Here is a 25,432-nt window from a genome sequence, read left to right as displayed (position 1 = left end):
GTCAATCGGCCAGCACTACCCGGTCCCGCCCCTGGCGCTTGGCTTCATACAGCGCCAGATCGGCGCGGTGCAAGGTCTGCCCGGCGCTGTCGCCGCGGCGATGCACCGCCACCCCCACACTGATGGAAATCGGCAGCCCGATCGGCAGCAACCGTACGGCTTCGCGCAGGCAGTGGCATTGCAGCTCGGCCTGGTGCAGCGGGGTGTCCGGCATCAGGATCACGAACTCCTCGCCACCAAAACGTGCGGCCATGCCACGCCCGGCAAACTGCGCGCGCAGCACGTCGGCCAGCTCGGTCAGCACGCGGTCACCTTCGCTGTGGCCGTGGATGTCGTTGACCATCTTGAAATGGTCGATATCGACGATGGCCACCGCTGGCGGCGCCTCGCCGGCACGGTCGATCGATGCTGACAGCGCGGCGGCCAGCGCACGGCGGTTGGGCAGGCCGGTCAGCGGATCGGTGCGCGTCTGTTCGGACAACTCCAGATTGGCCTGCTCCAGCTGCTGGTAGTACTCGGCCAGGCGCGCCTCGTACCACTCGTGCTCAGCCTGGTGATGGTCGATCTGGCGGCGCAGCAGGCGCATCTCCAGCATCCGCCCGACCTGCCGCGACAGCGCGCGCAGCGCGTCGGCCTGCGACATGCCCAACACACCGGGCACCGAGTCGAACACGCACAAAGTGCCCAGTGCATAGCCATCACTGCTCAACAGCGGCGCGCCGGCGTAGAAGCGGATGTTCGGATCGCCCACCACCGCCGGATTGGCGGAAAAACGCGCGTCCAGGCGCGCATCCGGAACCACGGTCAGCTGCCCGGGCTGGAGGATGGCGTGGGCGCAGAACGCGTCATCCCGCGCAGTCTGTTCGCCTTCCAGCCCCTGCAGCGATTTGAACCACTGCCGGTCGCGGTCGATCAGCGTCACCGCACCCATCGCCGTGCCACACAGCGTGCGGGCGATGGTCACCAGATCATCGAACTCCTGCTCGCGGGCGGTATCCAGGATCCGGTAGCGGTGCAACGCCGCCAGACGCTCGGCTTCATTTCCAGGAAGGGAGGGTTTGATCATGCGCGGTTTCCGGTCAAGCGACAGCCAACGGTTGAGCCCCCGGAAAGTCTAGCGTCCGACCGCGGATACGACAGCGAGCCGGTCACACTTCACCAGTCGGTGTGTTGCGGCAGCAGGCCGCGCAATTCCTGTTCGGTGAGGTTGCGCCACTGCCCCGGCTTGAGCGCGCCCAGCTTAATGTTGTCGATGCGCACCCGGCGCAGCTGGGTGACACGGAAACCGAATTCGGCCGCCATCAGCCGGATCTGCCGGTTCAGGCCCTGCTGCAGGATGATGCGGAAGCCGAACTTGGCAATCCGGCTGGTCTTGCACGGCAGCGTGGTCTCGTTGTGGATACGCACGCCGCGCGCCATGCCGCGCAGGAATTCGTCGCTGACCGGCTTGTTCACCGCCACCAGGTACTCCTTCTGGTGGCCGTTCTCGGCGCGCAGGATCTTGTTGACGATGTCGCCGTTGCTGGTCAGCAGGATCAGTCCTTCCGAATCCTTGTCCAGACGGCCGATCGGGAAGATACGCTGTTCGTGGCCGATGAAATCGACGATGTTGCCGCTGACCGAGCTTTCGGTGGTGCAGGTGATCCCCACCGGCTTGTTGAGGGCGATGTAGACGTGGCGGCGGCCGGTGCTTTTCTGCACTTCGCGCGCACGCAGCGGCTGCCCGTCGACCAGGACCACGTCGTCCGGGCCGACCACCGCGCCGGTGCCGGCGCAGATGCCATTGACGGTGACGCGGCGGTCGCCGAGCAGGCGATCGGCTTCACGCCGGGAACAGAAGCCGGTTTCGGCGATGTACTTGTTGAGTCGGGTTGTCATCGTGCAATTATCCGCGATCCGCCCGTCTGCCGCGCGCCGCGTCGCTGCCGCTAACGCGCGGCGGCGAAAACCCGGTTGCGGCCGCCGCGTTTGGCGCTGTACATGGCATCGTCCGCGCGCCGCAGCAGGGCGGCCATATCGTCACCGGCGGCCCGCAGCCCGGCCAGGCCGATGCTGGCGGTCACCTGCAGCCCGTCGTGGCGCAATCCGGCGGCCACGCGCGTCACCCGTTCACGCAGCTGCTCCAGCCGCTGGGCCGCCGCCGCGGCGTCCATCCCCGGCAGCAGGATCAGGAACTCCTCGCCACCCATGCGGACCACATCGGCGCGGTTGGGCAGCGCGTCGACCAGGGCCCGCGCAACGGCCACCAGAACCTCGTCGCCCACGTCGTGGCCGTAGTGGTCGTTGATCTGCTTGAACAGGTCGATGTCGAGAAATCCGATCGACAACGGCTGCGTGGCGGCCTGCGCCTGTGCCACATATGTCTGCAACTGGCGCAACCCGGCCCGCCGGTTGGGCAGGCCGGTGAGCACATCGGTTTCAGCCAGGTGGCGCAGCTCATCGCGCTGCCGGCGCAGGCGGCCGAGGCGCCGATTGAGCGCGTAGGCGGCCACTATCAGGAACCAGGTCACCGTCAGCTGGATCACCTCGGTCCGGTATTCGACCAGCAGGCGGTTGCCGGCCGCATCGGCCAGTGTCATCGCCAGCAACGGCAGCGCCGCGACAATGCCATCGAACGCGCCATAATCGCGGCGCACCACCGAGACCACGCCAACCCCCAGCACCAGCAGGCAGCCCGCAGCGAAAACCAGGTCAACCGTGTGCAGGACCAGCGACAGCAACGGCAACGACAACCACGGCGCCAGCACTGCAACCAGCGCCAGCAGCCAGACCAGTTTCTGCACCCCGCGCCGCGAGCACGGCAGCCGTTGCAGGCCGCCACTGAGCCGCCACAGCACCGACAGCATCGCCGCTGCCGCCAATGCCCATAACGCCACCCGCCACCAGGGCGCGGCCTCATCCACCGGCAGCCATGGCTCGGGATAGCCGCTCAGTCCGCTCAGCACCGCCTGCCAGATCAGCAACAGCGCGCACAGCAGCGCATAGACCAGAAACGTGTGGTCCCGGGTGCCAAGGAAGCCCATCAGCGCCGACAGCGCCAGGACCATGGCAATGGCCAGGCACGAGGTGCGCACCAGCAGCCGCAAGGTATCGGCCTGCTGCAGCGGACTGGGCGCCCCCAGATGCACGGTAGGGATCCAGCGCGCCCTCAAGGGCGGCGACCACGCCACGCGGATCGGATCGGTGCTGCCGGCAGCCGGCACCACCACCATGCCCACGCCGGCGCGGAAGCGCGAATCGCGGGTACGCGCGTCCTGCATGTGGCCACAGATGCGGCGCTCGCCGTGGGCGATCATCACCTCGCCGGAAAACACGTTGAATACATCCACCGCCTGCGGCGCCCCGGACCAGCCGCCAGCCGGAGCGGGAATCTCGATCTGCTCCGGCAGCCGCTGCATGACCTCCGGGCTGCACGCGCGTATCGGCGCCTGCTGGTCGGTGGCAGCACCCACCAGCAGGAAATCAAGCCCGGATCGCGTCGGTTGCGCCGCCGCAGCGCCCGGCCAGAACAGGCCGAGCAAGATGATCAGCATCACGGCAGCCGCACTGTTTCTGCCGCTGGTCAGCACTTTACGATTTCCTGCTCCATGGAACTGCGAACTACGCGCCGGTGAAATGCTGGAGCCGGATTATCGCAACAAGCCTCTGCGTTGCCCATCGGCCAGCAGTACCAGTGCCGCAAAGCGCCCTCCCACGGCGTCGACGACAACCGCCCGCCTGCCGCGAATCAGCGCCGCAGAAACGCAACAGCCCCGGCGAACCGGGGCTGTTGTCCAGCGTATTACCTTCAGGCCCCGCGCGGGCCGCGCGGCTTGAAACCGTCGCGACGCGGCGGACGGTCGCCGCCCGGACCGCCCGGACCCGAGCGATGGCCACCGGGCTTGCCGGCGCCAAACTTCGGCTTGAACGGGCGCGGCTGCGCCTGCGATGGCGCTTCACCGGCTTCCATGCGCCGCATCTGCAACTGCTGGCCCGACACCCACACCTTCTTCAGATGCTGCAGCAGGTCGTTGGGCATGTCCGCCGGCAGATCGAGCACCGAGAAGTTGTCGTGGATGTCGATGCGGCCGATGAAACGGCTTTCCAGACCGGCTTCATTGGCAATCGCGCCGACGATGTTGGCCGGCTTCACGCCATGGGCGTGACCCACTTCGATGCGGTAGGTTTCCATGCCGACTTCGGGCTCACCACGCGGCGCCATTTCGCGGCGCGGACGCGCTTCGAAATCGCCCTCCGCACGCGGCACACGCGGCGCGCGCTCACCTTCATCACGACGCGGGCCACGCTCGAAACGCGGCTCGAACCGGGCCGGCCGCTCGCCCCGATCGTGGCGGTCGCCGTGCGGGGCACGCTCTTCGCGCGGCGCACGCACCGGCGGCGTCAGCAGGAACGGGGTGTCGCCCTGCACCATCTTGGCCAGCGCGGCAGCGATCTCGATGGCCGGAACATTGTTCTCGCTCTCGTAGCGCTGCAGCAGCTCGCGATAGAAATCCATGTCGCCGGTGGCCAGCGTGTCGCTGATACGGTCCATGAACTTGGACACACGGTGGTCGTTGACCGCGGCCACGGTCGGCAGCTGCATCTCTTCGATCGGCTGGCGGGTGGCGCGTTCGATCGCGCGCAACATGCCCTTCTCGCGCGGGGTGACGAACAGGATCGCCTCGCCGCTGCGACCGGCGCGGCCGGTACGGCCGATGCGGTGCACGTAGCTCTCGGTGTCGTACGGGATGTCGTAGTTCAGCACATGGCTGATCCGCTCCACGTCCAGACCGCGGGCGGCCACGTCGGTGGCGACCAGGATGTCGAGCTTGCCGTCCTTCAGCTGCTGGATGGTGCGCTCGCGCTGGGCCTGCTGCATGTCGCCATTGATCGCGGCCGCGGCCAGGCCACGCGCCTGCAGCTTCTCGGCCAGCTCCTCGGTAGCGGCCTTGGTGCGCGAGAACACGATCATCGCGTCAAACGGTTCCACTTCCAGGATGCGGGTGAGCGCATCGAGCTTGTGCAGGCCGCTCACCGACCAGTAACGCTGGCGGATATTGGCCGAGGTGGTGGTCTTGGAGGCGATGGTCACTTCCACCGGGTCACGCAGGTAGGTCTGCGCGATACGGCGGATCGCCTGCGGCATGGTGGCCGAGAACAGCGCCACCTGGCGTTCCGCCGGAAGCTTCTTCAGCACGGCTTCAACATCGTCGATGAAGCCCATGCGCAGCATTTCATCGGCTTCGTCCAGCACCAGCGTCTTCAGCTCGGACAGGTCCAGGGTGCCGCGATCCAGGTGATCGATCACCCGGCCCGGGGTACCGACGACCACATGCACGCCGCGCTTGAGCGAGGCCAGCTGCAGCCCATAAGGCTGGCCGCCGTACACCGGCAGCACGCGGAAGCCGGGGGTGCCGACTGAATAGGTCTGGAACGCCTCGGCGACCTGGATGGCCAGCTCGCGGGTCGGAGCCAGCACCAGTGCCTGCGGCTTTTTCTGGTCGAGGTCGATATTGGACAGCACCGGCAGCGCGAACGCCGCGGTTTTGCCGGTACCGGTCTGGGCGGTACCCAGCACATCACGGCCGCTGAGCAGCGCCGGAATGGTGGCCGCCTGGATCGGTGACGGCGATTCATAGCCGACAGCGACGACTGCTTTCATCACAGACTCGGAAAGACCGAGATCTGCAAACAGCAGCGGTGCGGGGGATTCTTGGGACATGGGAGACTCCGGGGGCGACGCCGCGAACGGGCGCGCGAAAAGACGCATATTGTGCGCCCTAGACCGCCCCGCTGTCGCGGGGGTGGCCAATCGCCTGTTCAGCTGGCGTCGTCCAATGTCATCATGCCCCGCATCGGCCCGATGCCCCCGAAACCGGACCGATGATCGACAATGACCGCCATTCCCCACCGGCAAGACCATGCAGACCATCGATTTCCAGCTCGACCGCGACTACGTCGAACTCAAGCAACTGCTCAAACTGACCGACCTGGTCAGCAGCGGCGGCGAAGCCAAAACCCTGATTGGCGACGGCCAGATCCGCGTCGACGGCGAGGTGGAACTGCGCAAAGCCTGCAAGATCCGCGCAGGCCAGCAGGTCCGGTTCGGCGAGGTGCTGATCCGGGTGCTGGAAGCCGGCTTGGATGACGCCGACCACGACCAGGACGACGAGGACTGAGCCTCAGGCCGGCGCCGATTGCTGGGTCAGGTGGGCGGCAATCATCCTCCTGAATGGGCCGACCCCGCTGGCCACCCGCAGCGCCGTGGCGCGCAGCAGCCGGGCCGGCATCCGGCTGTCGTTGTAGAGCGTGGCGATCGCATTGGTCGCCTCGTACAGCGGCCGCGTCGCCAGCCGGTGCCGGTGCTGATAGCCGGCCAGCAGCGCCGGCGCGCCAATATCCCCGCCGCGCTCGAGCGCGTGCAGAATGCCCTGTGACAACCGCTGCTGACTCTGCAGCCCCAGATTGAAACCGTGCGCGGTGACCGGATGCATGCCCACGGCCGCATCGCCCACCAGCGCATAGCGCGGGCCGGCAAACCGGTGCGCATACACCCCGACCAGCGGATAGACATGGCGGCGGGCCACCGGCCGCATCGCCCCTAAACGGTGCTTGAAGAACCCGCTCACCACCTGCCCGAACTGCGCCTCGTCCATCTCCATCAATGACTGGATCTGCTGCGGCGGCAGCGTGATCACCACCGAGGCGCACTGGTCGTTGAGTGGCAGCATCGCCAGCGTGCGGCCGTAGTCGAACCACTCCCAGGCGGCATGCCGGTGCGGCAGCGCATGGTGCAAGCGGCACACCAGCATCGACTTGCCGAAATCGCGCATCTGCGCGCCGATCCCCATCATTCGCCGGGTCGCCGAGAAGCGGCTGTCGGCCGCCACCACCAGCCGCGCGGCGAGTTTCCGCCCGCAGGACAGCGTCAGCACGTTGCATTCGGCGCCAGGCGCGATCGCGGTGACCGTGGTGCGATCGCGCAGCTCCCAGCCCGCCTGCCCCTGCACCACGTCCCACGCTGCCTGGCGGATCAGGTGGTTGGGCACCAGCCAGCCCAGGTCCTGCACCCCGGATTGGTTGGCGGCAAAGGCCAACGCAAACGGCGAAGAGCCATTCATCACCCGCGCGGTGCGCAGCGGCGAGATCGCGGCCGGATCGATCCGGCCCCACACCCCCAGCGCCTGCAGGATCTCCCGCGAGGCGTGGGTCATGGCGATTTCACGTCCGTCGAACGCCGGCTGCGCCACCGCCTCGCGCGGCTGTTGTTCCACCACCGTCACCGACAGTCCGGCCCCGGCCAGCGCGCGCGACAGACACAGGCCCACCGGCCCGGCCCCCACCACTGCCACCTCCACCGCCTGCATCGCCTGCTCCCCGACTTCCGACAAGGGCCACAGACTAGACCGGCGAAGCGGCGGCCAAGTTGATCTGGATCAGTCCAGCAGCACCACCCACAGCAACATCACCTGCGCGGCCAGCGAGACCGCCCATACCAGACTGCGCAGATAGGGAATGCCGGCCGCGTACAGCGGCACATAGATCAGCCGGGCCCAGAAATACAGCTGCACCGCCAGTGCGGTGTGCGCGCTCTGGCGGTGCGTGACAACCACCGCCAGCACCAGCGCCGCGAAGAACGGGAAGGTTTCCAGGAAGTTGCACCACGCCCGTTGCAGCCGCGCGGCCACCCCGGTCAACGCTTGCGGCTGGCCATCGCGGGCCGAGACGTTCCACTTCAGCCCGCGCTGCGCGGTGCCGGCGGTTGCGGCGATCAGCAGTTGCGCCAGGCCCAGCACCACCGCCCAGGCCAGCATGCGCAGTTCGATATCCATTGCTCATTCTCCTGTTGCCAAGAAGACAGCGGCCGCGACCGTCCGCGGCCCGTGGGTGGGGCTCAGTGGCCGGCGGCGCGCAGGCTGTAGCCGGAAACGCGCCAGACCCGGTCCTCGTCCAGACGGAACGACACCAGCTCGCGCACCGGCTGGGCGTTGTTGGCGAACCGGGTCGGGAAACTGACGTTGAGGTACAACCCTTCGGGTACCGCGGCATCGGCCGGATATTTGACCCGGGTGATCGAGGCCTGGCCGCGCGAAACCAGTGCTCCCAGGCGGGCGCGGTCAGTCGCAACCTGGCTGGCGAAGGCGTCACGCGTGACCGCCTTGCGTGCGACCACCGAAGCCCCATCCCACACTTCCGCCGCGCGGTTGGCGTCCACCAGCTGCGCCACCTTCAAGGCGGCCCGGGTCATTTCCGCATCCTGCCTGGCCTGTTGCGCCTGCTGGGCCGGGGTCAACGCCGGCGCGCGCGCCGCGCTGGCGGCCGGCTTCGCAGACGCTGCGGGCGCAGGGGTCTGCGCCAGCACCGCCGTCGTTGGCAGGGTCAGGGACAACAACAGCAACAGGTGGCTGGACCGCATGGCACTCTCCTTGGCGATGGGGTTTACGAAACCGGAGTCTATGCCAGCGGCGGCGGCGGTGCTGGCGCGGATTCAGTCGCCGGCCGGTGCAACCGCCAGCGGCGAATCGGCACCCGCCGGAACCGCCGGCGTCAGCAACGCGGTATCGATTTCCGACAGCGGACTTTCTTCCGGACAGGTCCCATCCGGAAAACCGAAGCGCTGCTTGAGCGCCTGGCCACAGGTGTTGACCGCCTCCAGTTCCGCATCGGCCACCTTGCACTGCTGGTCGAATGCGATCAGAAAGGCATCCTTGCGGCGCACGAAGTCATCGCCACATTTGCGCATCTGTTTGATCCGCTCCAGATCGTCCTGCACCGCATTGGTGCCATCCAGGCCGAACTGCTTGAGTTCGTTCGCGGTCAGCAGCCGCAGGCTGCGATTGGGCACGGTCATCATCAGATCCGCCACTCCCACCGCCACGCCGTTGCGCTGCAGGTAATCCTTGACGTTGTCGTAGACCTCGTGAAGCTCGCGGTTGAGCTCGGCGCGCGAGGTGGCGGTGGAGCTGATGCGCATCATCCGGTGGATGCCGACCTTGCCGGAAATCAACCGGTTGTCGCCGGCGGCCAGCACGAACACGCAGGCGCTGTGGCAGATCGAGCCTTCACGCACCCAGATGGTCCAGTTGGACTCGCCAATGCTGTCGCCCGCCACGATCGCCGCTTCCACCTGGCCGCCACTGGAGTCCAGATCAAGGATGCGCTTGCGGATCTTCAGTTCGTCGGCCACCACGGCCAGCCGCCACATCATTTCGGCAAACGAGGGGTTGATCTTGCCGACATAACGCACCCGCAGCAGACCGCGCTCCTGGCACGCCTGCAACGCCGCGGTGACCGCCGGCCGCTCAAGACTTTCCAGCAGCCCCCCGTCGCCATCCTCGCCGGCATAGTCGGTATCGCAACTGATCCGGGCGTCGCCGGCGGCCAGTTCGATCTGCGGCCACTCCTTGCTGCGCTTGGGCGGTGGCGGCGCGGGCACGTCGGCGATATTGATCGACACCATGTGATCGCCGTCGGCACCCGGCGGCGGCGACGCCTGGTCGGCCTGGGTCACATTGCCCAGCTTGTCCGGGGGACTGCAGGCCAGCAGTCCCAGACACAACACCGACGACCACCACGACTTTGGCAACATAAAACTTGGATCTGCAGGGCGGCGCCGCGCGCCGAGGGACGACCAGTCTAGTGCCGATCACGACGCCCATCGAAATCATCCCTGAACCGCGAACGCCGGGATGCAGTGATGTCCGAAAATGGCCAGTATGCGGCGGCAGCCGGCCCTAGACTGGCAGCCATGGACGCCCTATTGCTGCCGCTGCACGCCCAATGCGAACAGGCCCGACTGGCCCGCGATGCGCGCTTTGACGGCGTGTTTTTCACCGCGGTGCGCAGCACCGGCATCTATTGCCGCCCGGTATGCCCGGCGCCGCCGCCCCGGCGCGAGAACGTCAGCTATTACCCGAATGCCGCCGCCGCGGCGGCCGCCGGCTTCCGGCCGTGCCTGCGTTGTCGCCCGGAACTGGCCCCGGACGCCATGCGCCACCTGCAGGACGACACCCTGCGCAGTGCGCTGGAGCTGCTTGCCGAAGGCCGGCTGCAGGAACAGCCGGTCACCGCGCTGGCAGCGGCCGTGGGCCTGGGCGCGCGGCAACTGCAACGGCTGTTTGTCGCCCGGCTCGGGGCCACGCCTGCGCAGGTCCATGCCACCCGCCGGCTGCTGCTGGCCAAGCAGCTGTTGACCGAAACCGATCTGCCGGTCACCCAGGTGGCGCTGGCGGCCGGCTTCAACAGCCTGCGCCGCTTCAACAGTGCCTTCCTCGCCGGCTGTGGCATGCCGCCACGCGCAATCCGCCGCCATCATCCCCCGGCCGCGGGCGGCGAGCTGGCCTTGCGCCTGGCCTATCGGCCGCCGCTGGATTTCGCGGCCATGCTCGACTTCCTGCGCCGTCGCGCGATTCCGGGCGTTGAACGGATCGACGGACACAGTTACCAGCGGGTGATCGGACCGGTTGAATCGCCGAGCCTGATCCGGGTCAGCGCCGACCCGCGCCGTCCGGAACTGCGCCTGCAGCTGGGCACCGTGGATCCGCGCGCGATCCCCGCCATCGTCCGCCGCGTGCGCCGCATTTTCGACCTGGATGCGGACCTGGCCGTGGTGCATGCCACGTTGCAGCACGAGCCGTTGTTGGCCACTGCCATCGCCCGCCGTCCCGGGCTGCGCGTGCCCGGCGGCTGGGACGGTTTCGAAGTCGCGGTGCGCGCGGTGCTGGGGCAGCAGGTCAGCGTTGCGGCCGCCGCCACCCTCGCCAGCCGGCTGGTCGATCGCTTCGGCCAGCGCCTGCCCGGCCAGCCCGAGGGCCTGGACCGGCTGTTTCCCGATGCCGCCCGGTTGGCAGACGCGCCAGTGGAAAACATCGGCCTGCCTCGCAGCCGCGCCGCGACGATCCGGGCACTGGCCAGCGCCTGTGCCGAGGGCCGTCTGGATTTCAGCGGCGCACAGAACCTGGAGGCGTTCATAGGGCGCTGCACCGCGCTGCCGGGCATCGGCCCGTGGACCGCAAACTACATCGCGCTGCGCGGCCTCGGCCTGCCCGACGCCTTTCCAGCGGGCGACCTGGTGCTGCAGCAGGTGCTCGGCGGCGACACCCGGCTCAGCGGGCGTGCCACCGAAGCCCGCTCGCAGCCCTGGCGACCTTGGCGCGCCTATGCGGTGCTGCATCTGTGGCACCTGGCTCACGACACCCGAACGGAGATCCGCCATGACCCTGCTCTATGACTGCTTCGACAGCCCCATCGGGCGGCTCACCATCGCCGGCGATGGCGTGGGCCTGCGCCACATCCTGTTTGCGCAGAACCGCCATGACGCCAAGGGCCGCGCGCACTGGCAGCGCGATGCCGACGCGCTGGCTGAACCGCGCCGGCAGCTGCTGGACTACCTGGCCGGTCGCCGCGACCACTTCGAACTGGTACTGGCCCCGGTCGGCACCGAGTTCCAGCTGCAGGTATGGTGGGCGCTGGCCGACATTCCTTTCGGCAGCACCTGGAGCTACGCGCAGCTCGCCGGCCACATCGGCCGCCCAGGCGCGTCGCGCGCGGTGGGCGCAGCCAATGGCCGCAATCCGCTGCCCATCGTGCTGCCCTGCCATCGCGTCATCGGCGCCTCCGGCGCGTTGACCGGGTTTGGTGGCGGCCTGCCGATCAAAGTCGCCTTGTTGACGCTGGAGGGCGTACCGGTCGCCGATGCGGCTTTGCCGGATCTTTTCGACTGAGACCACGCGACCTTTGGCCTGCCTGTAGTCGCCGTGTCACCCAGCGCCGTCTATCATCGGCAGATGATTTCGATCCGTTTGCCTCTGGTGGCGTTGGCCACCGCTGTGTTGGGCGCCTGCGCCTCCTCTCCCACCCCGCATCCGCCCGCCACTGTGCCGGCCACAGTGCTGCTGATCTCCATCGACGGCCTGCGCGCGGACATGCTCGATCGCGGCATCAGCCCGAACCTGTCGCGCCTCGCCCGCGAGGGCGTGCGCGCAAAGAGCATGACCCCGTCATATCCCTCGCTGACCTTTCCCAACCACTACACCCTCGTCACCGGATTGCGGCCGGACCACCACGGCATCATCCACAACAGCATGAGCGAAGACGAGCTGGGCAGCTTCCGCCTCGGCGACCGCGACGCTGTCATCAACCCCGGCTGGTGGGGCGGTGAACCGATCTGGGTGGGCGCCGAGAAAGCCGGCCGGCGTACCGCCACCTGGTCCTGGCCGGGCAGCGAAGCCCCGATCCACGGCATCCATCCCAGCCAGTGGCGCCCCTACGACGAAAGCGTGCCGCTGGATACCCGGGCCGACCAGGTACTGGAATGGCTCGGACAGCGCGACGAACCGGCGCAGTTGCGGCTGGTAACCCTGTACGCGGAAGCGGTCGACGTGGCTGGCCACAGCCATGGCCCGGAGTCGGCTGAATATGCCGCCGCCGTGACTGAAGTCGATGCCAGCCTGGGGCGCCTGTTGGCCGGCATGCAGCAGCGCGGCGTCCTGGAGCGCACCAATATCATCGTGGTCTCCGATCACGGCATGGCCACGGTCAAGGATGGCCATGTGATTGCCATCGAAGACATGGTGGCGCCGGAGGTGGCGAAGGTGGTAACCACCGGCCAGACGCTCGGTTTCACCCCGCTGCCGGGCAAACAGGCCGAAGCCGAACAGCGGCTGCTGGGCGCACACGAGCGCTATGACTGCTGGAAGCGCGAGCAGCTGCCGGCACGTTGGCATTACGGCAAAAACCCGCGGGTGCCACCGCTGGTCTGCCAGATGCACGAAGGCTGGAACGCGCTGAGCCGCGCCTCCATCGCCAAACGCACGGCCGGAGATCGCGGCTCGCATGGTTACGACCCCGCGCTGCCGTCGATGCAGGCGGTGTTTGTCGCCCGTGGCCCTTCGTTCAGGCAGGGCAAGCAGCTGCCGACGTTCGACAATGTCGACGTCTACCCGCTGCTGACACGGCTGATCGGCATCCCCGCCGCGCCCAACGACGGCAACCCGGAAACCTTGCTGCCGGCGCTGCGCTGACGGTTCCTGCGGCTGTCGCCACAGCGGGGAGAAAAAGCAAAAAAAAGCGGCGCAAGCGCCGCTTTTTTCCTGTCTGGCCCGCTCCGGATCAACCGGCCTTGGCCACCGTCTTCTTGGCTACCACCTTCTTGGCCGGTGCCTTGGCGACGGTCTTCTTGGCGACCGGTNGCCCGCTCCGGATCAACCGGCCTTGGCCACCGTCTTCTTGGCTACCACCTTCTTGGCCGGTGCCTTGGCGACGGTCTTCTTGGCGACCGGTGCAGCTGCGCCCACGGCCACCTTGCTCACCACGTGATTGCGCGCATTGCCGTAGCTGGCGTTGAAACGCTTGCCCTTGGCGGTCTTGCGGTCACCCTTACCCATGTCGTCAACTCCTTGGTTTGAAATACAGTTTGCCCACACAGAAACGGGCGTGGCGAGACCGTCCCAGACAGCCCCGCGCATGATGGGAAAGCCTAACATGCGACCTTCTAATGTGCGCAGCGGGCGTCGTGCACATGCACATGGTTCAGGCGCAGGTTCACCAGGTGCGCCAGCCCCACCAACACCCCGCCCAGCGTCATCACCACCGCATGCGGGATCGGCGAATGATGCAACGGCGCATACAGCAGGCCCGCCCACAACGCCGACAAGCCGACCAGCAACAGTCCCAACGCGTGCAGCGTGCGATGCAGCCGGTAGCCCCACAGTAGGCTGGAAAGCCCCAGCAGCGTGACGAATACGATCAGCGACCGCTCCACGCCATCGCCAAGCCAGACCGACAACCCCAGCGAAGGAGCGGCCGCCAGCGCTACCGGGATCACCGCGCAATGCACCGCGCACAGCAAAGAGCCGGTGGCGCCGAATCGATCCAGCAGATGACGCATCGAGGAGAGCAAGGGCATGACTTCCAGCAGGGTCGGCGAATCGTTATGGAATAATATAACATTCGCCCAGACCCCGCTGTCATCCACCTCCGGAGATGGGGGTGACTGCGCACTCCGAGTGATACACAGTAACAATACAGTCCACGGAATCCTCATGACCTCTGCCCGTCTGCTGCTGAAACAACACACCCTCTTTCTTGCCGTTGCGGCACTGATCCCGTGCGCCTATGCCGCAACCGACGACAGCTATGGCCAGAGCCATCACCTGACCGAGTTGTCGGCGGTCAAGGTCACCGCCTCGCCGCTGCAGGGCACGGTCGAATCACTGGCCCGCCCGGTCGAAGTACTGGCCGGCGACGCCCTGAACGAGCAGAAGACCGGCACCCTGGGGGACACCATCGCCAAGCTGCCGGGGGTGCAGAGCACCTATTTCGGTCCGGGCGTCGGCCGTCCGATCATCCGCGGCCAGGAAGGTCCGCGCGTGGCCGTGGTTTCCAATGGCATCGGCAACATGGACGCCTCCACCGTCAGCGCCGACCACGCCACCAGTATCGAGCCGTTTCTGGCCGACCAGATTGAAGTGCTGAAGGGGCCGGCCACGCTGCTGTTCGGCAGTGGCGCCATCGGCGGCGCGGTCAATGTGGTCGACGGCCGCATCGCCACCGAGCTGCCCGACCATCCGCTCAGCGGCCGCGCCGAACTGCGCGGCAACAGCGTCAATGACGAGCACAGCGGCATGTTCCGGCTCGATGGCGTCAACGGCAATGTCGTGCTGCATGTCGACGGGCTGGTGCGCAATGGCGGGAACTACCGGATTCCCGGCGAAGCCCTGGCCCCGGACGTGGCGGACGACCTTGGCCACGACCATGCCGAGGCCGCCGCCGACCCGGTGCGTGGCCAGCTCGCCAACAGTTCCATCCGCACCCGGGCCGGCGGCGTCGGCGCCACCTGGCTCGGCGAGAGCGCCTATCTCGGTTTTTCGGCCAGCACCTACCGCAGCAACTACGGCATTCCCAACGGCGCACATACCCACGACGACGCTGGCGACGGCCACGATCATGCCGACCACGGCCACGACGATGCCGGGCAGGGCGACGAACACGACGTGCGCATCGACATGGTGCAGAACCGCTTCGACTTCAAAGCCGGCGCCTACAACCCGACCGCGTTCCTGAAGAATGTGAATCTGCGCGCGGGCTACACCGACTACGAACACACCGAGCTGGATGCCGGCATTCCGTCCACGCGCTTCACCAATCGCGGCATCGAAGGCCGGCTGGAAGCGGTACAGCAGCCGGTCGCCGGCTGGGAAGGCGCGTTCGGCCTGCAGTTCGGCAACAGCAAGTTCGGCGCCAGTGGCGAGGAAGCATTCGTCCCCACCACCGGCACCAACAATCTGGGCCTGTTCGTCTTGCAGGAAAAGCAGTACGGCCCGTTCAAGCTGGAACTGGGCGGCCGCCACGACCGGGTCAAGCTCACCCCTGAAGGCGCGGACCGTGAGCGCTCGTTCGCCGCCACCAACCTGTCGGCGGCCGGCATCTGGACTGTGAACGACGCCATCGACCTGCGCGTCGGCATGGACAGTTCCGAACGCGCGCCGACCAATGAAGAGCTGTATGCCGCCGGTCCGCACATCGCCACCCGCTCGCTGGAAATCGGCGATGCCAACCTGCGCACCGAACGCGGCCGGCGCGTGGAGCTGGGCCTGCACGCCCACAACGACCGGATCGATTTCACCACTGCGATCTACCAGACCCGGTTCAAGGACTTCATCTACCTGGCCGACACCGGCTTGATCGAACAGGGGCTGCCGGTGCGCGCCTGGACCCAGCAGGACGCCACCTTCAGGGGCGCCGAAGCCGAAGCGCTGGTGCATATGTTCCAGGGCGATGCCGGCGACTGGGATCTGCGCCTGTTCGGTGATTATGTGAAGGCGAAACTGGATGGCAACGGCAGCCGCAGCGTCGATCTGGCCGTGCCGCATGGCGACCACACCCACAGCTACCCCGTGGCGCTGGCCAATGGCGGTTACCTGCCCCGTATTTCCCCGGCCCGGATCGGCGCCGACCTGCGCTGGTCGCATGACGGCTGGCGCGCTTCGCTGGGCGCGGTGCGTTACAGCCGCCAGCAGGACGTGGCGCAGAACGAGCAGCCGAGCAACGGCTACACCCTGGTCGATGCCCACTTCGCCTATCGCTGGAACCGCTCCGCCAACAACAGCTACGAAGTGTTCCTGGACGGCAGCAACCTGACCAATCGCGAAGCGCGCCCGCACACCTCGCTGCTGCGTGACTTCGCGCCGCTGCCCGGTCGTGGCGTCGCCTTCGGCATCCGCGCCTACTTCTGAGTTGCGCCCGGCGCAACGCCGCAGATGACCAGCGCCGTCTGCGGCGTTCTTGTTTCAACGTTTCCATACGTCCCGCCTGTCGTTGCCGCTGCCCTGCCGCACGCCCAGCGTCCAGATCAGCCCGGCGTCCCGATTGCCCGCGGCATCGGCTGGCCATATGCGTCGGCTTCCGCCAGGCCGGGGCCTGCGGCATCCCGCCATCATTGCGTGCCCTGCTTCGACGGCGCCCTTCACATATTCGCGGGGTGTCGCGGCGTATCTGTAAGCTGATGCGATACCGCTGAACCGCGACTTTGCCCACTTTTCCGGCACCACCCAGCCCGATTGCAAGCCGACAGATTTGTCCGTGTAATTGCGCCATGACAAGGCTCCGATCCGGCGCCGATGTGCGGTGCATGCACATCCTTGATACCACCGATACGGTGTTCGGCGAACACGGGCGCAAAGCCGCGCGGGCGCTGGTGATCGAACGCGCCGTTGGCCCGGCGACGCGCCAGCGCAATTTTCCCGGCCATGCCGGAGGGATGCGCGCGCTGCGGCCGCGCGCGGTACCTCGCGGCCAAGGCCGTAACCTGCGGGGAATACCGGCGCGCCGGGCGATGTGGCTGCTGCCCATCGGGTTGGTCGGCCGCGGCAGCGGGTCCTCCCCATGACCCGCTACCTCAAGCCGGTCCCCGACTGGGAGGAACACGAGAAGCCGACCATGCCCGGCTCGGCGTCGATGCCGTGGCATGCGCCGCGCACCCGCATCGCCTATGCCGGCGTGGGCCTGCTGGTGGGCATCACCGGCGGACTGGGCAATGCCCTGGTCAGCGCCAACCTGCCCTATTTCCAGGGCCAGCTGGGGCTGACTCCGACCCAGGGCAGCTGGCTGGTCGCCGCCTATGCGATGGTCAACGTCACCACCAATCTGCTGGCCTTCAAGTTCCGCCAGCAGTACGGCATCCGCCTGTTCTGCGAACTCGGTCTGGGTGCCTATGCGCTGCTGGCGCTCCTGCACCTGTTTGTCGGCAACTTCGAAACCCTGGTGGTGATGCGCGCGGCCAGCGGCTTTGCCGCCGCGGCATGCACCACCCTGGGGACGCTGTACCTGCTGCAGTCCCTGCCGCGCCGCTACGTCGGCAAGATGCTGGTGGTCGGAGTGGGACTGAGCCAGCTGGCGGTGCCGCTGGCGTGGCTGATCTCGCCGAGCCTGCTGGACCTGGGCGAGTGGCACAACCTGTACCTGTTCGAGGCCGGACTGGCGCTGTGCGCCTTTGCCGCAGTGGTGCTGCTCAAGCTGCCGCCCGGAGTGCAGATCCAGGTGTTCGAACCGCTGGATTTCCTCACCTTCGCGCTGCTGGCGCCGGCCGTGGCCATGCTCGTGATCGTGATGGCACAGGGCTACAGCCGCTGGTGGCTGGATACGCCGTGGTTGGGCTACCTGCTGGTGTGCTCGGTCGTGCTGACCACCAGCGCCTTCCTCATCGAGCACTTCCGCCGCAACCCGTTGCTGCAGATGCGCTGGCTGGCCAGCGGCGCCACCCTCCATTTCATCCTCGGCGCGTTCCTGCTGCGTTTCCTCACCACCGAGCAGTCCTACGGCGTGGTCACCTTGATGCGTACGCTGGGAATGGGCCCGGACCAGATGCAGCCGCTGTTCGGCGTGATCCTGCTCGGCACCGTCATCGGCATCCTCGCCAGCGCGATCTCGTATGGGCCGAAAACACTGATTCCGCAGCTGTTGATCGCCATTGCCCTGCTCGGCAGCGCCGCGTTGCTGGATCAGAGCCGCACCAGCCTTGACCGGCCGCACGACCTGTTCGTCAGCCAGCTGCTGGAATCCATCGGCGCCGGCATGTTCATGGGGCCACTGATCATGCGCGGCTTCCAGCAGGCGTTGAAACAGGGCGCCGACCACGTCGTCACCTTCCTGGTGGTGCTGTCGATCACCCAGACGATGGCAGGCCTGGCCGGTTCGGCGGTGCTGGGCAGCTACCAGCTGCATCAGGAACAGGTGCATTCCACCGACCTGGTCAGCCAACTCAACCCGGCCGACGCGGTGGTCGCACAACGCCTGAAACAGCAACAGCAGGTCTACGCCAGACTCATCACCGATCCGGTGCTGCGCAATGCCCAGGGCATGGCGCAACTGGCCCAGACCACCCGGCGCGAGGCCAACGTGCTGGCGTTCAACGATGTTTTCACCTTGAGCGGGCGCCTGGCGCTGGCGTTTCTGGCATGGTCGCTGGCAATGGCGATCCGCCGCGCGGTGCTTGATAGAAAAGCGGCAGCATCCTGCGCACCGGCCAATCCGCCGCCTTCCCGATGAGTTCGCCATGAACCAGACTCCCACCCACCGGCCCGATCCGCCGGACGGCGACGAAGACATCACCCCCGCGCCTCCCACCGATGCCGGAACTCCCGACCCGGCGGGACCGGCGATGACCGCCCCGCCCAAATACATCAAGCCCAGCAATCGCAGCGTGGTGATCATGATCGTGGTGGCGCTGATCGGGATCTCGCTGATCCTGCGCGCCTGGCAGCTGTGGCCGTTCAACAGCAGCATCATCACTACCGACAACGCCTACGTCCGCGGCCAGGTCACGGTGCTGGCGCCCCAGGTAAACGGCTACGTGGCGCAGGTGCTGGTGAAGGATTTCCAGCACGTACGTGCAGGACAGCCGCTGGTGCGCATCGACGACCGGATCTACCGGCAGAAGGTGGCGCAGATGCAGGCAGAGCTGGACAACGCCCGCGCCCAGTCGGCCAACGCCACCCAGAGCATTGCGCAGAACCGGGCCCAGGTGGCGTCGGCCCGGGCCAACCTGGCAGCCGGACAGGCCGAACTGACCCGTTCGCAGGCCGAGCTGAAACGCTACGAAAGCCTGGCCGCGCAGCAGCTGGTCGCGCTGAATGACCGCGACAAGCTGCGTGCCAGTGCGCTCTCGGCGCAGGCCGGCGTGGCCCAGGACAACGCCGCCATCCGTATCGCCGAGGAATCGGTGCTCGCCACCGAGGTCGCGCGCAAGGGTCTGGAGGCCAAGGTCGAAACCGCGCAGGCGCAACTGGAGCTGGCCAGGATCGACCTGGCCAACACCGTGATCGTGGCCCCGCGTGGCGGCCAGATCAGCGAAGCCTCGGTGCGGCCGGGGCAGTACGTCACCGCCGGCTCACAGCTGATGTTCCTGGTGCCGGACACGCTGTGGGTAGTGGCCAATTTCAAGGAGGGCAAGACCTGGAACATGCGCATCGGGCAACCGGCCACCTTCACCGTGGATGCCTTCCAGGGCCAGAAGCTGACCGGCAGGATCGAGGGGATCGCCCCGGCCACCGGTTCGGAATTCAGCGTGCTGCGCCCGGACAACGCCAGCGGCAACTTCACCAAGGTGGTGCAGCGCCTGCCGGTCCGCATCGCCATCGACCCCGGCCAGCCACTGGCCAAGCGGCTGCGTCCGGGCATGTCGGTGGAGGTGAAAGTGGACACGGCCGCGAGCGCCGCGCCGCCGCCCAACCCGACACCCGCAGCACACTGAACCACCGCGCCGCCGCTGTGTCACGCTAGTTGGACGCTCTCGCCGCTACGGTGGCGACGCGAGCGCCGGGCGGGAGCCCATCTGCCGCGAACGGACGTCCCCGTGCGGCAACAGACTGAAGGAACACCCGCCATGACCCGCTATTTCGCGATTCCCGCCTTGACCGCCTTGGCCCTGGGCAGCGCTACCGCCGCTGCGGCTGGCACCGACACCCTCTATTCCGGCGGCCCGATCATCACCGTCAATGACGCCCAGCCGCAGGCCGAGGCGGTGGTGGTGCGCAATGGCAAGATCGCGTTTGTCGGCACCCGCAAGGCCGCCACCCGCTTCAGCCCCGACGCACGCGCGGTCGATCTGCAGGGGCACACCCTCACCCCCGGCTTCGTAGACGCTCACAGCCATGTCTCCGGCACCGGCCTGCAGGCGCTGTCGGCCAACCTGCTGCCGGCGCCCGATGGTGAAGGCAATTCGATCCCGGACCTGCAGCGGATCATGCGCCAGTTCTACACCCAGACCGCCGGTCCACGCGGCTACAAGGTGCTGATCGGTTTCGGCTATGACGACTCGCAGCTGGCCGAACGCCGCCATCCCACGCGCGAGGAACTGGATGCCATCACCACGCAGATCCCGGTGATCCTGATGCACCAGTCCGGCCATCTGGGCGCATACAACAGCAAGGCGCTGGAGGTGGCCGGCATCACCGCCGCCACCCCCGACCCGGAAGGCGGGGTGATCCGCCGCGAACCCGGCTCGCGGGTGCCCAACGGGGTGATGGAGGAGAACGCGCACAACCTCACCCTGGCCAAGCTGATGCCCACCCTGGGCTTGGACGAGGCCATGGCGATGCTCGAAGCCGGCCAGGCGCTGTACATGAAAAACGGCTACACCACCGCCCAGGACGGCAACACCGATGCCGGTACGCTGGCGATGCTGCCGCTGGCCGGCAAGGCCGGAAAACTGAAGATCGATGTGGTGTCCTACGCCAACATCGATGTGGCGCTGAGCAACCCGGCGATGCAGGGGCCGTATTACAGCCGCCAATACACCGATCACTTCCGCATCGGCGGGGTCAAGATCACCCTGGACGGCTCGCCGCAGGGCAAGACTGCCTGGCTCACCCAGCCCTACTACAAGGTGCCCGAAGGCCAGAAGCCGACCTACGCCGGCTATCCGATCTTCACCGATGCCCAGGCCGACGACCTGATCAACCGCGCCTGGGAGCACGGCTGGCAGGTGCTGGCCCACGCCAACGGCGATGCCGCCATCGACCAGTTCATCCATGCCGTGAGCGCGGCCGAAAAAGCCCACCCCGGCAAGAAACTGCTGCCGGTACTCATCCACGGCCAGACCCTGCGCAAGGACCAGGTGCCGCAGATTGCCAGGCTCGGCATCTTCCCGTCGCTGTTTCCGATGCACACCTATTACTGGGGCGACTGGCACCGCGAATCGGTACTGGGCCCGGAGCGGGCCGAGAACATCTCGCCCACCCGCTGGGTGCTCGATGCCGGCATGAAGTTCACCTCCCACCACGACGCGCCGGTGGTGTTCCCCGACGCGATGCGGGTGCTGGACGCCACCGTCAACCGCACCACCCGCAGCGGCTATGTGCTCGGCCCGGACCAGCGGGTCACACCGCTGGAAGCGCTCAAGGCACTCACCCTGTGGGCGGCCGAGCAATATGGCGAGCAGGACAGCAAGGGCTCCATCGAAACCGGCAAACGCGCCGACCTGGTGGTGCTGTCGGACAACCCGCTGACCATCGCCCACGCCGACCTGCACAGCATCAAGGTGCTACAGACCATCAAGGACGGCGAGGTGATCTACGACGCGGCCAGCGACACCGCCAGCACCAGCGCGTCCTGCGCCGACAACCCCGAATGCGCTCGCCGCCTGGCGGACACCGGCTTCGGCCACCACCACTGAACCCCTGCGCCGGCCGGGCGGGATTGCCCGGTCCGGTCACCGGAGCCGGCAATCCATCTGACCGGCTTCTACCCCGACAACCGGTTTCCGGGCGCTCTCGCCCGGCTTGGCCTGTGAGAGCGGCAAGCACCGGCCGGAGGATAGGAATCGTGAGCGCCGGCTGGGGGATTACCCGGTTTCGGCGGCGGAAGTGGCAAGCCCCGGCCTGTCGTTGCCTCAGCAAGCGTCGGGCGATCATTGCTCCGGTCAGTGGCGAGCGCGGACGAGCTGTTGCTACCCGGCGGCGGGAGGGACAAGCGCCGGACGGGTGGATCGCCGTGTTTCGCCGGCGGAAGCTGCAATTGCTGGCCGGTCATTGCCCCGGCCGGTGGGCGGGCGCGGACTAGCGGTTGGTGCCCGGCGGCGGCCAGCTAGCCGCTGACAACGGGGGATCTACGGTCATCGACGCCCGGCTTCCGGTCGATGGCGACCGATTTCTGCTCACGCACGACCGATTTCCGGAGGACGACGACCATTTTTCGGTCGATGCCGACCGATTTCTGGTCGCGCGCGAGCGATTTATGGTCGACGCCGACCATTTTTTGGTCGTGCACGACCGATTTTTGCTCGACGACGACCGATTTTCGGTCGTTCACGACCATTTTTCGGTCGCGCGCGAGCGATTTTTGCTCGGCGTCGACCGATTTTTGGTCGATTGTTCTGAAATTGAATTCAATTCTGGCTTGCGCCCCGGCAAGCGATGCCGAGAGGACAGGCGTCGGCTGGGCGTAGCGCCCGGTGGGCAGAGCCCAGACGGACCGCTCTGCCCCCGTCCCCCTCCTGCCGCACCGATCCGCACTGTGCGGAGCAGAGCCGATCCACCGCTGCGTTACCTGCACCCATCACATCGGGCACCGCCGCCAATAGAACCGGTCATTTCCGCCCACCAGCTTGGGCGACAGTACCAAGCAAACAGTCTGCCCTGGATATGGACAGACTCTCACCCGGCGACCGCTATCGGCCATGAGCAGAAATTCACCAGATACAGGCCACCTCCTGCTTTGCAGTTATTGCGGCCGGTGACGAGGCGCACGCCGAGATCATCTATCAGCGACAAACCCGTCTATCTAGGCGATGTCTTCGGCTCAACTTCGCAGGAGCCCTTCCGTACAAACTGTGGGTTCGGAAGATTTCAGCGACACCGACACGGTATCGCGATGAAGAAGCCAAGTGCCAAATGTTGCTCTGGACGGAATGGCAAGTTGACAATCGAGTGGGAATTGCTTGATTCAACTACCCTAATGCGAAGGTCCCAGCCCGTTGGTGTTGCATCGCCAGTGCCGAGTTGGGCTTGTCGAGATTCATCAGGCCAGCGCGCCGCGCTTCTCCGGCGCCCGCGTAACGGCATCGGACAGGCGGCGCCAGTACGAGAAAGAGAGAACGTCTTGAGCGTAAAGATTGACTTCGATAATGAACTGGCAATTGCCAGTATTCCGCTGACCGATTGGGCCCCGCCGCTCGTCGAACACTTAGAGCGCTACTTTGACGTCAGCGAGGGCATGCTTCGGCTGGACTACTCCCACCTATCTGCCGAGAAAACCCGCTCTAAGTTCCATGGGACATGCGGTTCGCAAACCGTTGTTGACCGCTTTGTGTTCGAATTTGAGATCGCTGCACTGCAAGGGCCGCTGGCACTGACCCTCGCAATCCTCGGGCACGGATCTACCAGGATCAAGGATTCATCGTCCATCTTGGACCAGGATGCCTACCGGTCTGCCAATCAGACCTTCAGGAACGACGTGCTTCAAGGCGACTCCCGAGCCTTGCGCGAAACCATCGTGGCGGAGATCACGCCCCGCGCGCTATGGGTGAGTTGGCTGCTCGATGCCGGTTCATATGACCGGGGTCGATTTTTGGACGATCGGGAGATCATGACGGCGCTGGTAGCCCGTACATCGGAGGACGATTGCATCCATGGCCTTCAATTAGTTGCCCCCGGTCACGGCCAGAATAACTGGGCTTTCGAGCAGCTCGTCGAGCAGCATTGGCAGCATGTAAGCGAATATTTGGAGACCCATGTCGGCAGCTATTCAGGCATCGAAGTACGTGATCTCGTCGTCTCGCTGTTTGAGAATTCGCCAACGGTGCAGGCGTCCCGGCGGGCATGCGAGCAGGTTCTTAATCGAGTCGATCCGGCCGTCTTTCCTCGGCTGATCCAACATTGCCGCACGATCGTGGCGGACGATGTGCGCGGCCTGTTCCTGCGCTGGCACAGCCGCCTGAAGACAGAGAAGAAAGAAGTTTTCAAGGAATGCGTTGCCACAGCCTGCTCGACGCTTGCTACGTTATTGGCGGACACCATGCCGTCGGACCTGGTGCTTGCCGCGGCCTGGCACGAGCTCGGGGGCCCAACGCGGCCCGGACAGCAAAGCGTTGCTGCGAGCCTCAGAGAATTGCCATCAGGGGCGTGGGGCCGAGAGACACTGTGGAGCCAGCTAGGCCCTGCCGCCCGCGAGGCCTGGCGGCAGGATCTGTTCGACCATGTGAAGGCAGAGCCAGAGCTGGCCCAGGGTCTCCTCGATTTCGCCTGCTTTTGGCTCGAGCAGACAGCGTTCGCTGAAGTCGAACCGGTTCTTCTGCGATTGATGGATATGGAGGATCACTTGGCTTTTGCGAACAGGCTCGCCATCACTAGTCCAAGGCAGGTGCAATTGAGAGCCAAGGGGCTGGTGCGGTCCAGCCAAGGTGCACTGGACTGGGAGGGGCCAGCAGACCAAGGCGCGGATGCCACTGCGTTGCCGAGCGTTGGCGCCCAAACCTGGCTGGGCGACCCGTCCGTGGAGCGCGTCATCCATAGGGCAATCAGTCAGATCGAGGAACAGTTTTGCCGCGAGTATCCGGCAACCTGGGGAGAGGACGAGGAGGCCCACACGGCGCGCCTCCTGACCCTGACGCAGGAAGCAGCTGGCAGCGTGAGCGACCAGTTGCGCCAACTCTCGACCACGACGCGGGCGACGTATCCAAGCCTGTCAGTGAAGGTGCGCCAGCCCAGCAAGCGGGAGGAAGGGACCAGCACGCCTGCTGGAGCTCCACTGGGGGCTGACGTGCTGTTCCTGACCCGCATAGTGGACCAGGGCAAAACGGTGATCCAGCGAGCCACCTTGGTGCAGGTAAAGAAGCGACGCGGCACCGCGTCGGGGAGCGGCTTCAGTTTGGCTATAGGCATTGAACTGAGGCAGTGCGAGAACATGCTCAAGCAGTCCGAGCACGCCTACTACCTGTTCTTGACGCCCGCCGCACCTCGTCCGACGCTCTGGGTCTCCCCTGCGCGGCTGGTCAGGAACTTGACCCAACTGCACACGAGCAAGGCCTCCGTCGTGGCGATGCAGGTGCGGGACGCTAGCTGCTCCTATGCGGATTTCTTCCTGCACCATCTAGTCGGCCTGTGGGCTGGCGACGAACATGAGGACATCGTCGCCATCGGCAACGGCGATCCCCGGCTTGGGCGGACGCCTCGCCACATCGTCGACATCGAGGTTCGTCGCCAATCGGAGTGATGCTCCCTGCAGTAGGACTTACTGCCGGTACAAGCTGCCCGGAGTCTCTGGCAGTGGCGCCCGGTTTGGTGGGCGATCAGTTTTCAACTGGTTGGCGTTCCGCACTGCACCGCCGCCGAAGGCCGCCCCAGTGCCGGCGCGGCGGCTGCCATCAACCGAGCCTGCATCAGCATTCGCGCAGCCTCACGGAACCGCTGAAAAGCAAAGGCCGCACGGTGTGCGGCCTTTGCAGTAATCAACAGCG

General features: G+C 66.6%; 21 protein-coding genes. 10 read left to right on the top strand and 11 right to left on the bottom strand.

Translation table 11 applies throughout. From position 1 onward, the window contains the following. Position 1: 1 nt before the first annotated feature. From QZH66_RS03050 to QZH66_RS03035, 4 genes are all read right to left on the bottom strand, one after another. On the bottom strand, positions 2-1,066 hold the full coding sequence (locus tag QZH66_RS03050; protein WP_305804474.1) for a sensor domain-containing diguanylate cyclase: 1,065 nt from the start codon (positions 1,064-1,066) through the stop codon (positions 2-4). Positions 1,067-1,155: 89 nt separating this feature from the next. Beyond that, complete coding sequence (locus tag QZH66_RS03045) at positions 1,156-1,878, bottom strand: pseudouridine synthase (protein ID WP_305804473.1); 723 nt, start codon at positions 1,876-1,878, stop codon at positions 1,156-1,158. A gap of 50 nt (positions 1,879-1,928) precedes the next feature. Next, positions 1,929-3,533, bottom strand: a complete 1,605-nt coding sequence (locus QZH66_RS03040) for a GGDEF domain-containing protein (RefSeq protein ID WP_305804472.1) — start codon at positions 3,531-3,533, stop codon at positions 1,929-1,931. A gap of 254 nt (positions 3,534-3,787) precedes the next feature. Beyond that, positions 3,788-5,701, bottom strand: coding sequence for a DEAD/DEAH box helicase (locus tag QZH66_RS03035; RefSeq protein ID WP_305804471.1), 1,914 nt, complete (start codon positions 5,699-5,701; stop codon positions 3,788-3,790). A gap of 199 nt (positions 5,702-5,900) precedes the next feature. Here QZH66_RS03035 and QZH66_RS03030 point away from each other — a divergent pair, with 199 nt between their 5' ends. Continuing rightward, on the top strand, positions 5,901-6,158 hold the full coding sequence (locus QZH66_RS03030; protein ID WP_305804470.1) for an RNA-binding S4 domain-containing protein: 258 nt from the start codon (positions 5,901-5,903) through the stop codon (positions 6,156-6,158). Positions 6,159-6,161: 3 nt separating this feature from the next. Here the strand turns inward: QZH66_RS03030 and ubiM are convergent, their stop codons facing one another. The 4 genes from ubiM to QZH66_RS03010 form a co-directional block, all read right to left on the bottom strand. Then, positions 6,162-7,346, bottom strand: a complete 1,185-nt coding sequence (gene ubiM, locus QZH66_RS03025) for a 5-demethoxyubiquinol-8 5-hydroxylase UbiM (protein ID WP_305804504.1) — start codon at positions 7,344-7,346, stop codon at positions 6,162-6,164. A 69-nt stretch (positions 7,347-7,415) separates the two neighbouring features. After that, positions 7,416-7,811 carry an MAPEG family protein gene (locus QZH66_RS03020; protein ID WP_305804469.1) on the bottom strand — a complete coding sequence of 132 codons (396 nt, stop codon included), beginning with the start codon at positions 7,809-7,811 and terminating at the stop codon, positions 7,416-7,418. Positions 7,812-7,873: 62 nt separating this feature from the next. Further along, the gene (locus tag QZH66_RS03015) at positions 7,874-8,395 is read right to left on the bottom strand and encodes a DUF4019 domain-containing protein (RefSeq protein WP_305804468.1); all 522 of its coding nucleotides are present in this window, start codon (positions 8,393-8,395) and stop codon (positions 7,874-7,876) included. A gap of 72 nt (positions 8,396-8,467) precedes the next feature. After that, a complete protein-coding gene (locus QZH66_RS03010) occupies positions 8,468-9,568 on the bottom strand; it encodes a hypothetical protein (protein ID WP_305804467.1) in 1,101 nt (366 codons plus the stop codon). A 159-nt stretch (positions 9,569-9,727) separates the two neighbouring features. Between QZH66_RS03010 and QZH66_RS03005 the strand changes: the two genes are divergently transcribed. The 3 genes from QZH66_RS03005 (at position 9,728) to QZH66_RS02995 (ending at position 13,001) form a co-directional block, all read left to right on the top strand. Further along, entirely contained in the window at positions 9,728-11,209 is a 1,482-nt protein-coding gene (locus tag QZH66_RS03005) for a DNA-3-methyladenine glycosylase 2 (protein ID WP_305804466.1), read from the top strand. Next, positions 11,193-11,702, top strand: a complete 510-nt coding sequence (locus QZH66_RS03000; RefSeq protein ID WP_305804465.1) for a methylated-DNA--[protein]-cysteine S-methyltransferase — start codon at positions 11,193-11,195, stop codon at positions 11,700-11,702. The genes QZH66_RS03005 and QZH66_RS03000 overlap by 17 nt, the downstream gene beginning before the upstream one ends. Before the next feature lie 63 nt (positions 11,703-11,765). Beyond that, on the top strand, positions 11,766-13,001 hold the full coding sequence (locus QZH66_RS02995; protein ID WP_305804464.1) for an ectonucleotide pyrophosphatase/phosphodiesterase: 1,236 nt from the start codon (positions 11,766-11,768) through the stop codon (positions 12,999-13,001). 180 nt (positions 13,002-13,181) lie between these two features. On the opposite strand, the gene QZH66_RS02990 is transcribed toward QZH66_RS02995, so the two are convergent. Together QZH66_RS02990 and QZH66_RS02985 are read right to left on the bottom strand one after the other, a co-directional pair. Further along, positions 13,182-13,364, bottom strand: coding sequence for a 30S ribosomal protein THX (locus QZH66_RS02990; protein ID WP_305804463.1), 183 nt, complete (start codon positions 13,362-13,364; stop codon positions 13,182-13,184). A gap of 107 nt (positions 13,365-13,471) precedes the next feature. Continuing rightward, on the bottom strand, positions 13,472-13,885 hold the full coding sequence (locus tag QZH66_RS02985) for a MerC domain-containing protein (RefSeq protein ID WP_305804462.1): 414 nt from the start codon (positions 13,883-13,885) through the stop codon (positions 13,472-13,474). A 136-nt stretch (positions 13,886-14,021) separates the two neighbouring features. On the opposite strand from QZH66_RS02985, the gene QZH66_RS02980 reads away from it, so the two are divergent. The 5 genes from QZH66_RS02980 (at position 14,022) to QZH66_RS02960 (ending at position 21,652) form a co-directional block, all read left to right on the top strand. Further along, positions 14,022-16,214: a TonB-dependent receptor gene (locus tag QZH66_RS02980; RefSeq protein WP_305804461.1), complete on the top strand. Its 2,193-nt coding sequence runs from the start codon at positions 14,022-14,024 to the stop codon at positions 16,212-16,214. 395 nt (positions 16,215-16,609) lie between these two features. Beyond that, positions 16,610-16,867: a hypothetical protein gene (locus QZH66_RS02975; protein WP_305804460.1), complete on the top strand. Its 258-nt coding sequence runs from the start codon at positions 16,610-16,612 to the stop codon at positions 16,865-16,867. Beyond that, positions 16,864-18,525: an MFS transporter gene (locus QZH66_RS02970; protein ID WP_305804459.1), complete on the top strand. Its 1,662-nt coding sequence runs from the start codon at positions 16,864-16,866 to the stop codon at positions 18,523-18,525. The genes QZH66_RS02975 and QZH66_RS02970 overlap by 4 nt, the downstream gene beginning before the upstream one ends. Before the next feature lie 7 nt (positions 18,526-18,532). Further along, a complete protein-coding gene (locus QZH66_RS02965) occupies positions 18,533-19,729 on the top strand; it encodes an HlyD family secretion protein (RefSeq protein WP_305804458.1) in 1,197 nt (398 codons plus the stop codon). Between the two features lie 132 nt (positions 19,730-19,861). Further along, the gene (locus QZH66_RS02960) at positions 19,862-21,652 is read left to right on the top strand and encodes an amidohydrolase (RefSeq protein WP_305804457.1); all 1,791 of its coding nucleotides are present in this window, start codon (positions 19,862-19,864) and stop codon (positions 21,650-21,652) included. A 410-nt stretch (positions 21,653-22,062) separates the two neighbouring features. Here the strand turns inward: QZH66_RS02960 and QZH66_RS02955 are convergent, their stop codons facing one another. Beyond that, positions 22,063-22,530: a hypothetical protein gene (locus QZH66_RS02955; protein WP_305804456.1), complete on the bottom strand. Its 468-nt coding sequence runs from the start codon at positions 22,528-22,530 to the stop codon at positions 22,063-22,065. A 546-nt stretch (positions 22,531-23,076) separates the two neighbouring features. Here QZH66_RS02955 and QZH66_RS02950 point away from each other — a divergent pair. Beyond that, on the top strand, positions 23,077-25,188 hold the full coding sequence (locus tag QZH66_RS02950) for a hypothetical protein (protein ID WP_305804455.1): 2,112 nt from the start codon (positions 23,077-23,079) through the stop codon (positions 25,186-25,188). Positions 25,189-25,432 lie beyond the last annotated feature (244 nt).

The organism is Stenotrophomonas sp. YIM B06876 (assembly GCF_030711595.1).
Taxonomy (GTDB): Bacteria; Pseudomonadota; Gammaproteobacteria; order Xanthomonadales; family Xanthomonadaceae; genus Stenotrophomonas.
This window is presented reverse-complemented; position numbering and strand designations above follow the sequence as displayed.

What these genes read in the sequence shown, in the direction of transcription:
- QZH66_RS02980 (WP_305804461.1), top strand. Translation starts at nt 14,022, where the DNA reads ATGACCTCTGCCCGTCTGCTGCTGAAACAACACACCCTCTTTCTTGCC.
- QZH66_RS02975 (WP_305804460.1), top strand. Translation starts at nt 16,610, where the DNA reads ATGCACATCCTTGATACCACCGATACGGTGTTCGGCGAACACGGGCGC.
- QZH66_RS03010 (WP_305804467.1), bottom strand. Translation starts at nt 9,568, where the DNA reads ATGTTGCCAAAGTCGTGGTGGTCGTCGGTGTTGTGTCTGGGACTGCTG.
- QZH66_RS03045 (WP_305804473.1), bottom strand. Translation starts at nt 1,878, where the DNA reads ATGACAACCCGACTCAACAAGTACATCGCCGAAACCGGCTTCTGTTCC.
- QZH66_RS03000 (WP_305804465.1), top strand. Translation starts at nt 11,193, where the DNA reads ATGACCCTGCTCTATGACTGCTTCGACAGCCCCATCGGGCGGCTCACC.
- QZH66_RS03005 (WP_305804466.1), top strand. Translation starts at nt 9,728, where the DNA reads ATGGACGCCCTATTGCTGCCGCTGCACGCCCAATGCGAACAGGCCCGA.
- QZH66_RS03020 (WP_305804469.1), bottom strand. Translation starts at nt 7,811, where the DNA reads ATGGATATCGAACTGCGCATGCTGGCCTGGGCGGTGGTGCTGGGCCTG.
- QZH66_RS03050 (WP_305804474.1), bottom strand. Translation starts at nt 1,066, where the DNA reads ATGATCAAACCCTCCCTTCCTGGAAATGAAGCCGAGCGTCTGGCGGCG.
- QZH66_RS03030 (WP_305804470.1), top strand. Translation starts at nt 5,901, where the DNA reads ATGCAGACCATCGATTTCCAGCTCGACCGCGACTACGTCGAACTCAAG.
- QZH66_RS02995 (WP_305804464.1), top strand. Translation starts at nt 11,766, where the DNA reads ATGATTTCGATCCGTTTGCCTCTGGTGGCGTTGGCCACCGCTGTGTTG.
- QZH66_RS02985 (WP_305804462.1), bottom strand. Translation starts at nt 13,885, where the DNA reads ATGCCCTTGCTCTCCTCGATGCGTCATCTGCTGGATCGATTCGGCGCC.
- QZH66_RS02970 (WP_305804459.1), top strand. Translation starts at nt 16,864, where the DNA reads ATGACCCGCTACCTCAAGCCGGTCCCCGACTGGGAGGAACACGAGAAG.
- QZH66_RS03040 (WP_305804472.1), bottom strand. Translation starts at nt 3,533, where the DNA reads ATGCTGATCATCTTGCTCGGCCTGTTCTGGCCGGGCGCTGCGGCGGCG.
- QZH66_RS03035 (WP_305804471.1), bottom strand. Translation starts at nt 5,701, where the DNA reads ATGTCCCAAGAATCCCCCGCACCGCTGCTGTTTGCAGATCTCGGTCTT.
- QZH66_RS02965 (WP_305804458.1), top strand. Translation starts at nt 18,533, where the DNA reads ATGAACCAGACTCCCACCCACCGGCCCGATCCGCCGGACGGCGACGAA.
- QZH66_RS03015 (WP_305804468.1), bottom strand. Translation starts at nt 8,395, where the DNA reads ATGCGGTCCAGCCACCTGTTGCTGTTGTTGTCCCTGACCCTGCCAACG.
- QZH66_RS02990 (WP_305804463.1), bottom strand. Translation starts at nt 13,364, where the DNA reads ATGGGTAAGGGTGACCGCAAGACCGCCAAGGGCAAGCGTTTCAACGCC.
- ubiM (WP_305804504.1), bottom strand. Translation starts at nt 7,346, where the DNA reads ATGCAGGCGGTGGAGGTGGCAGTGGTGGGGGCCGGGCCGGTGGGCCTG.
- QZH66_RS02960 (WP_305804457.1), top strand. Translation starts at nt 19,862, where the DNA reads ATGACCCGCTATTTCGCGATTCCCGCCTTGACCGCCTTGGCCCTGGGC.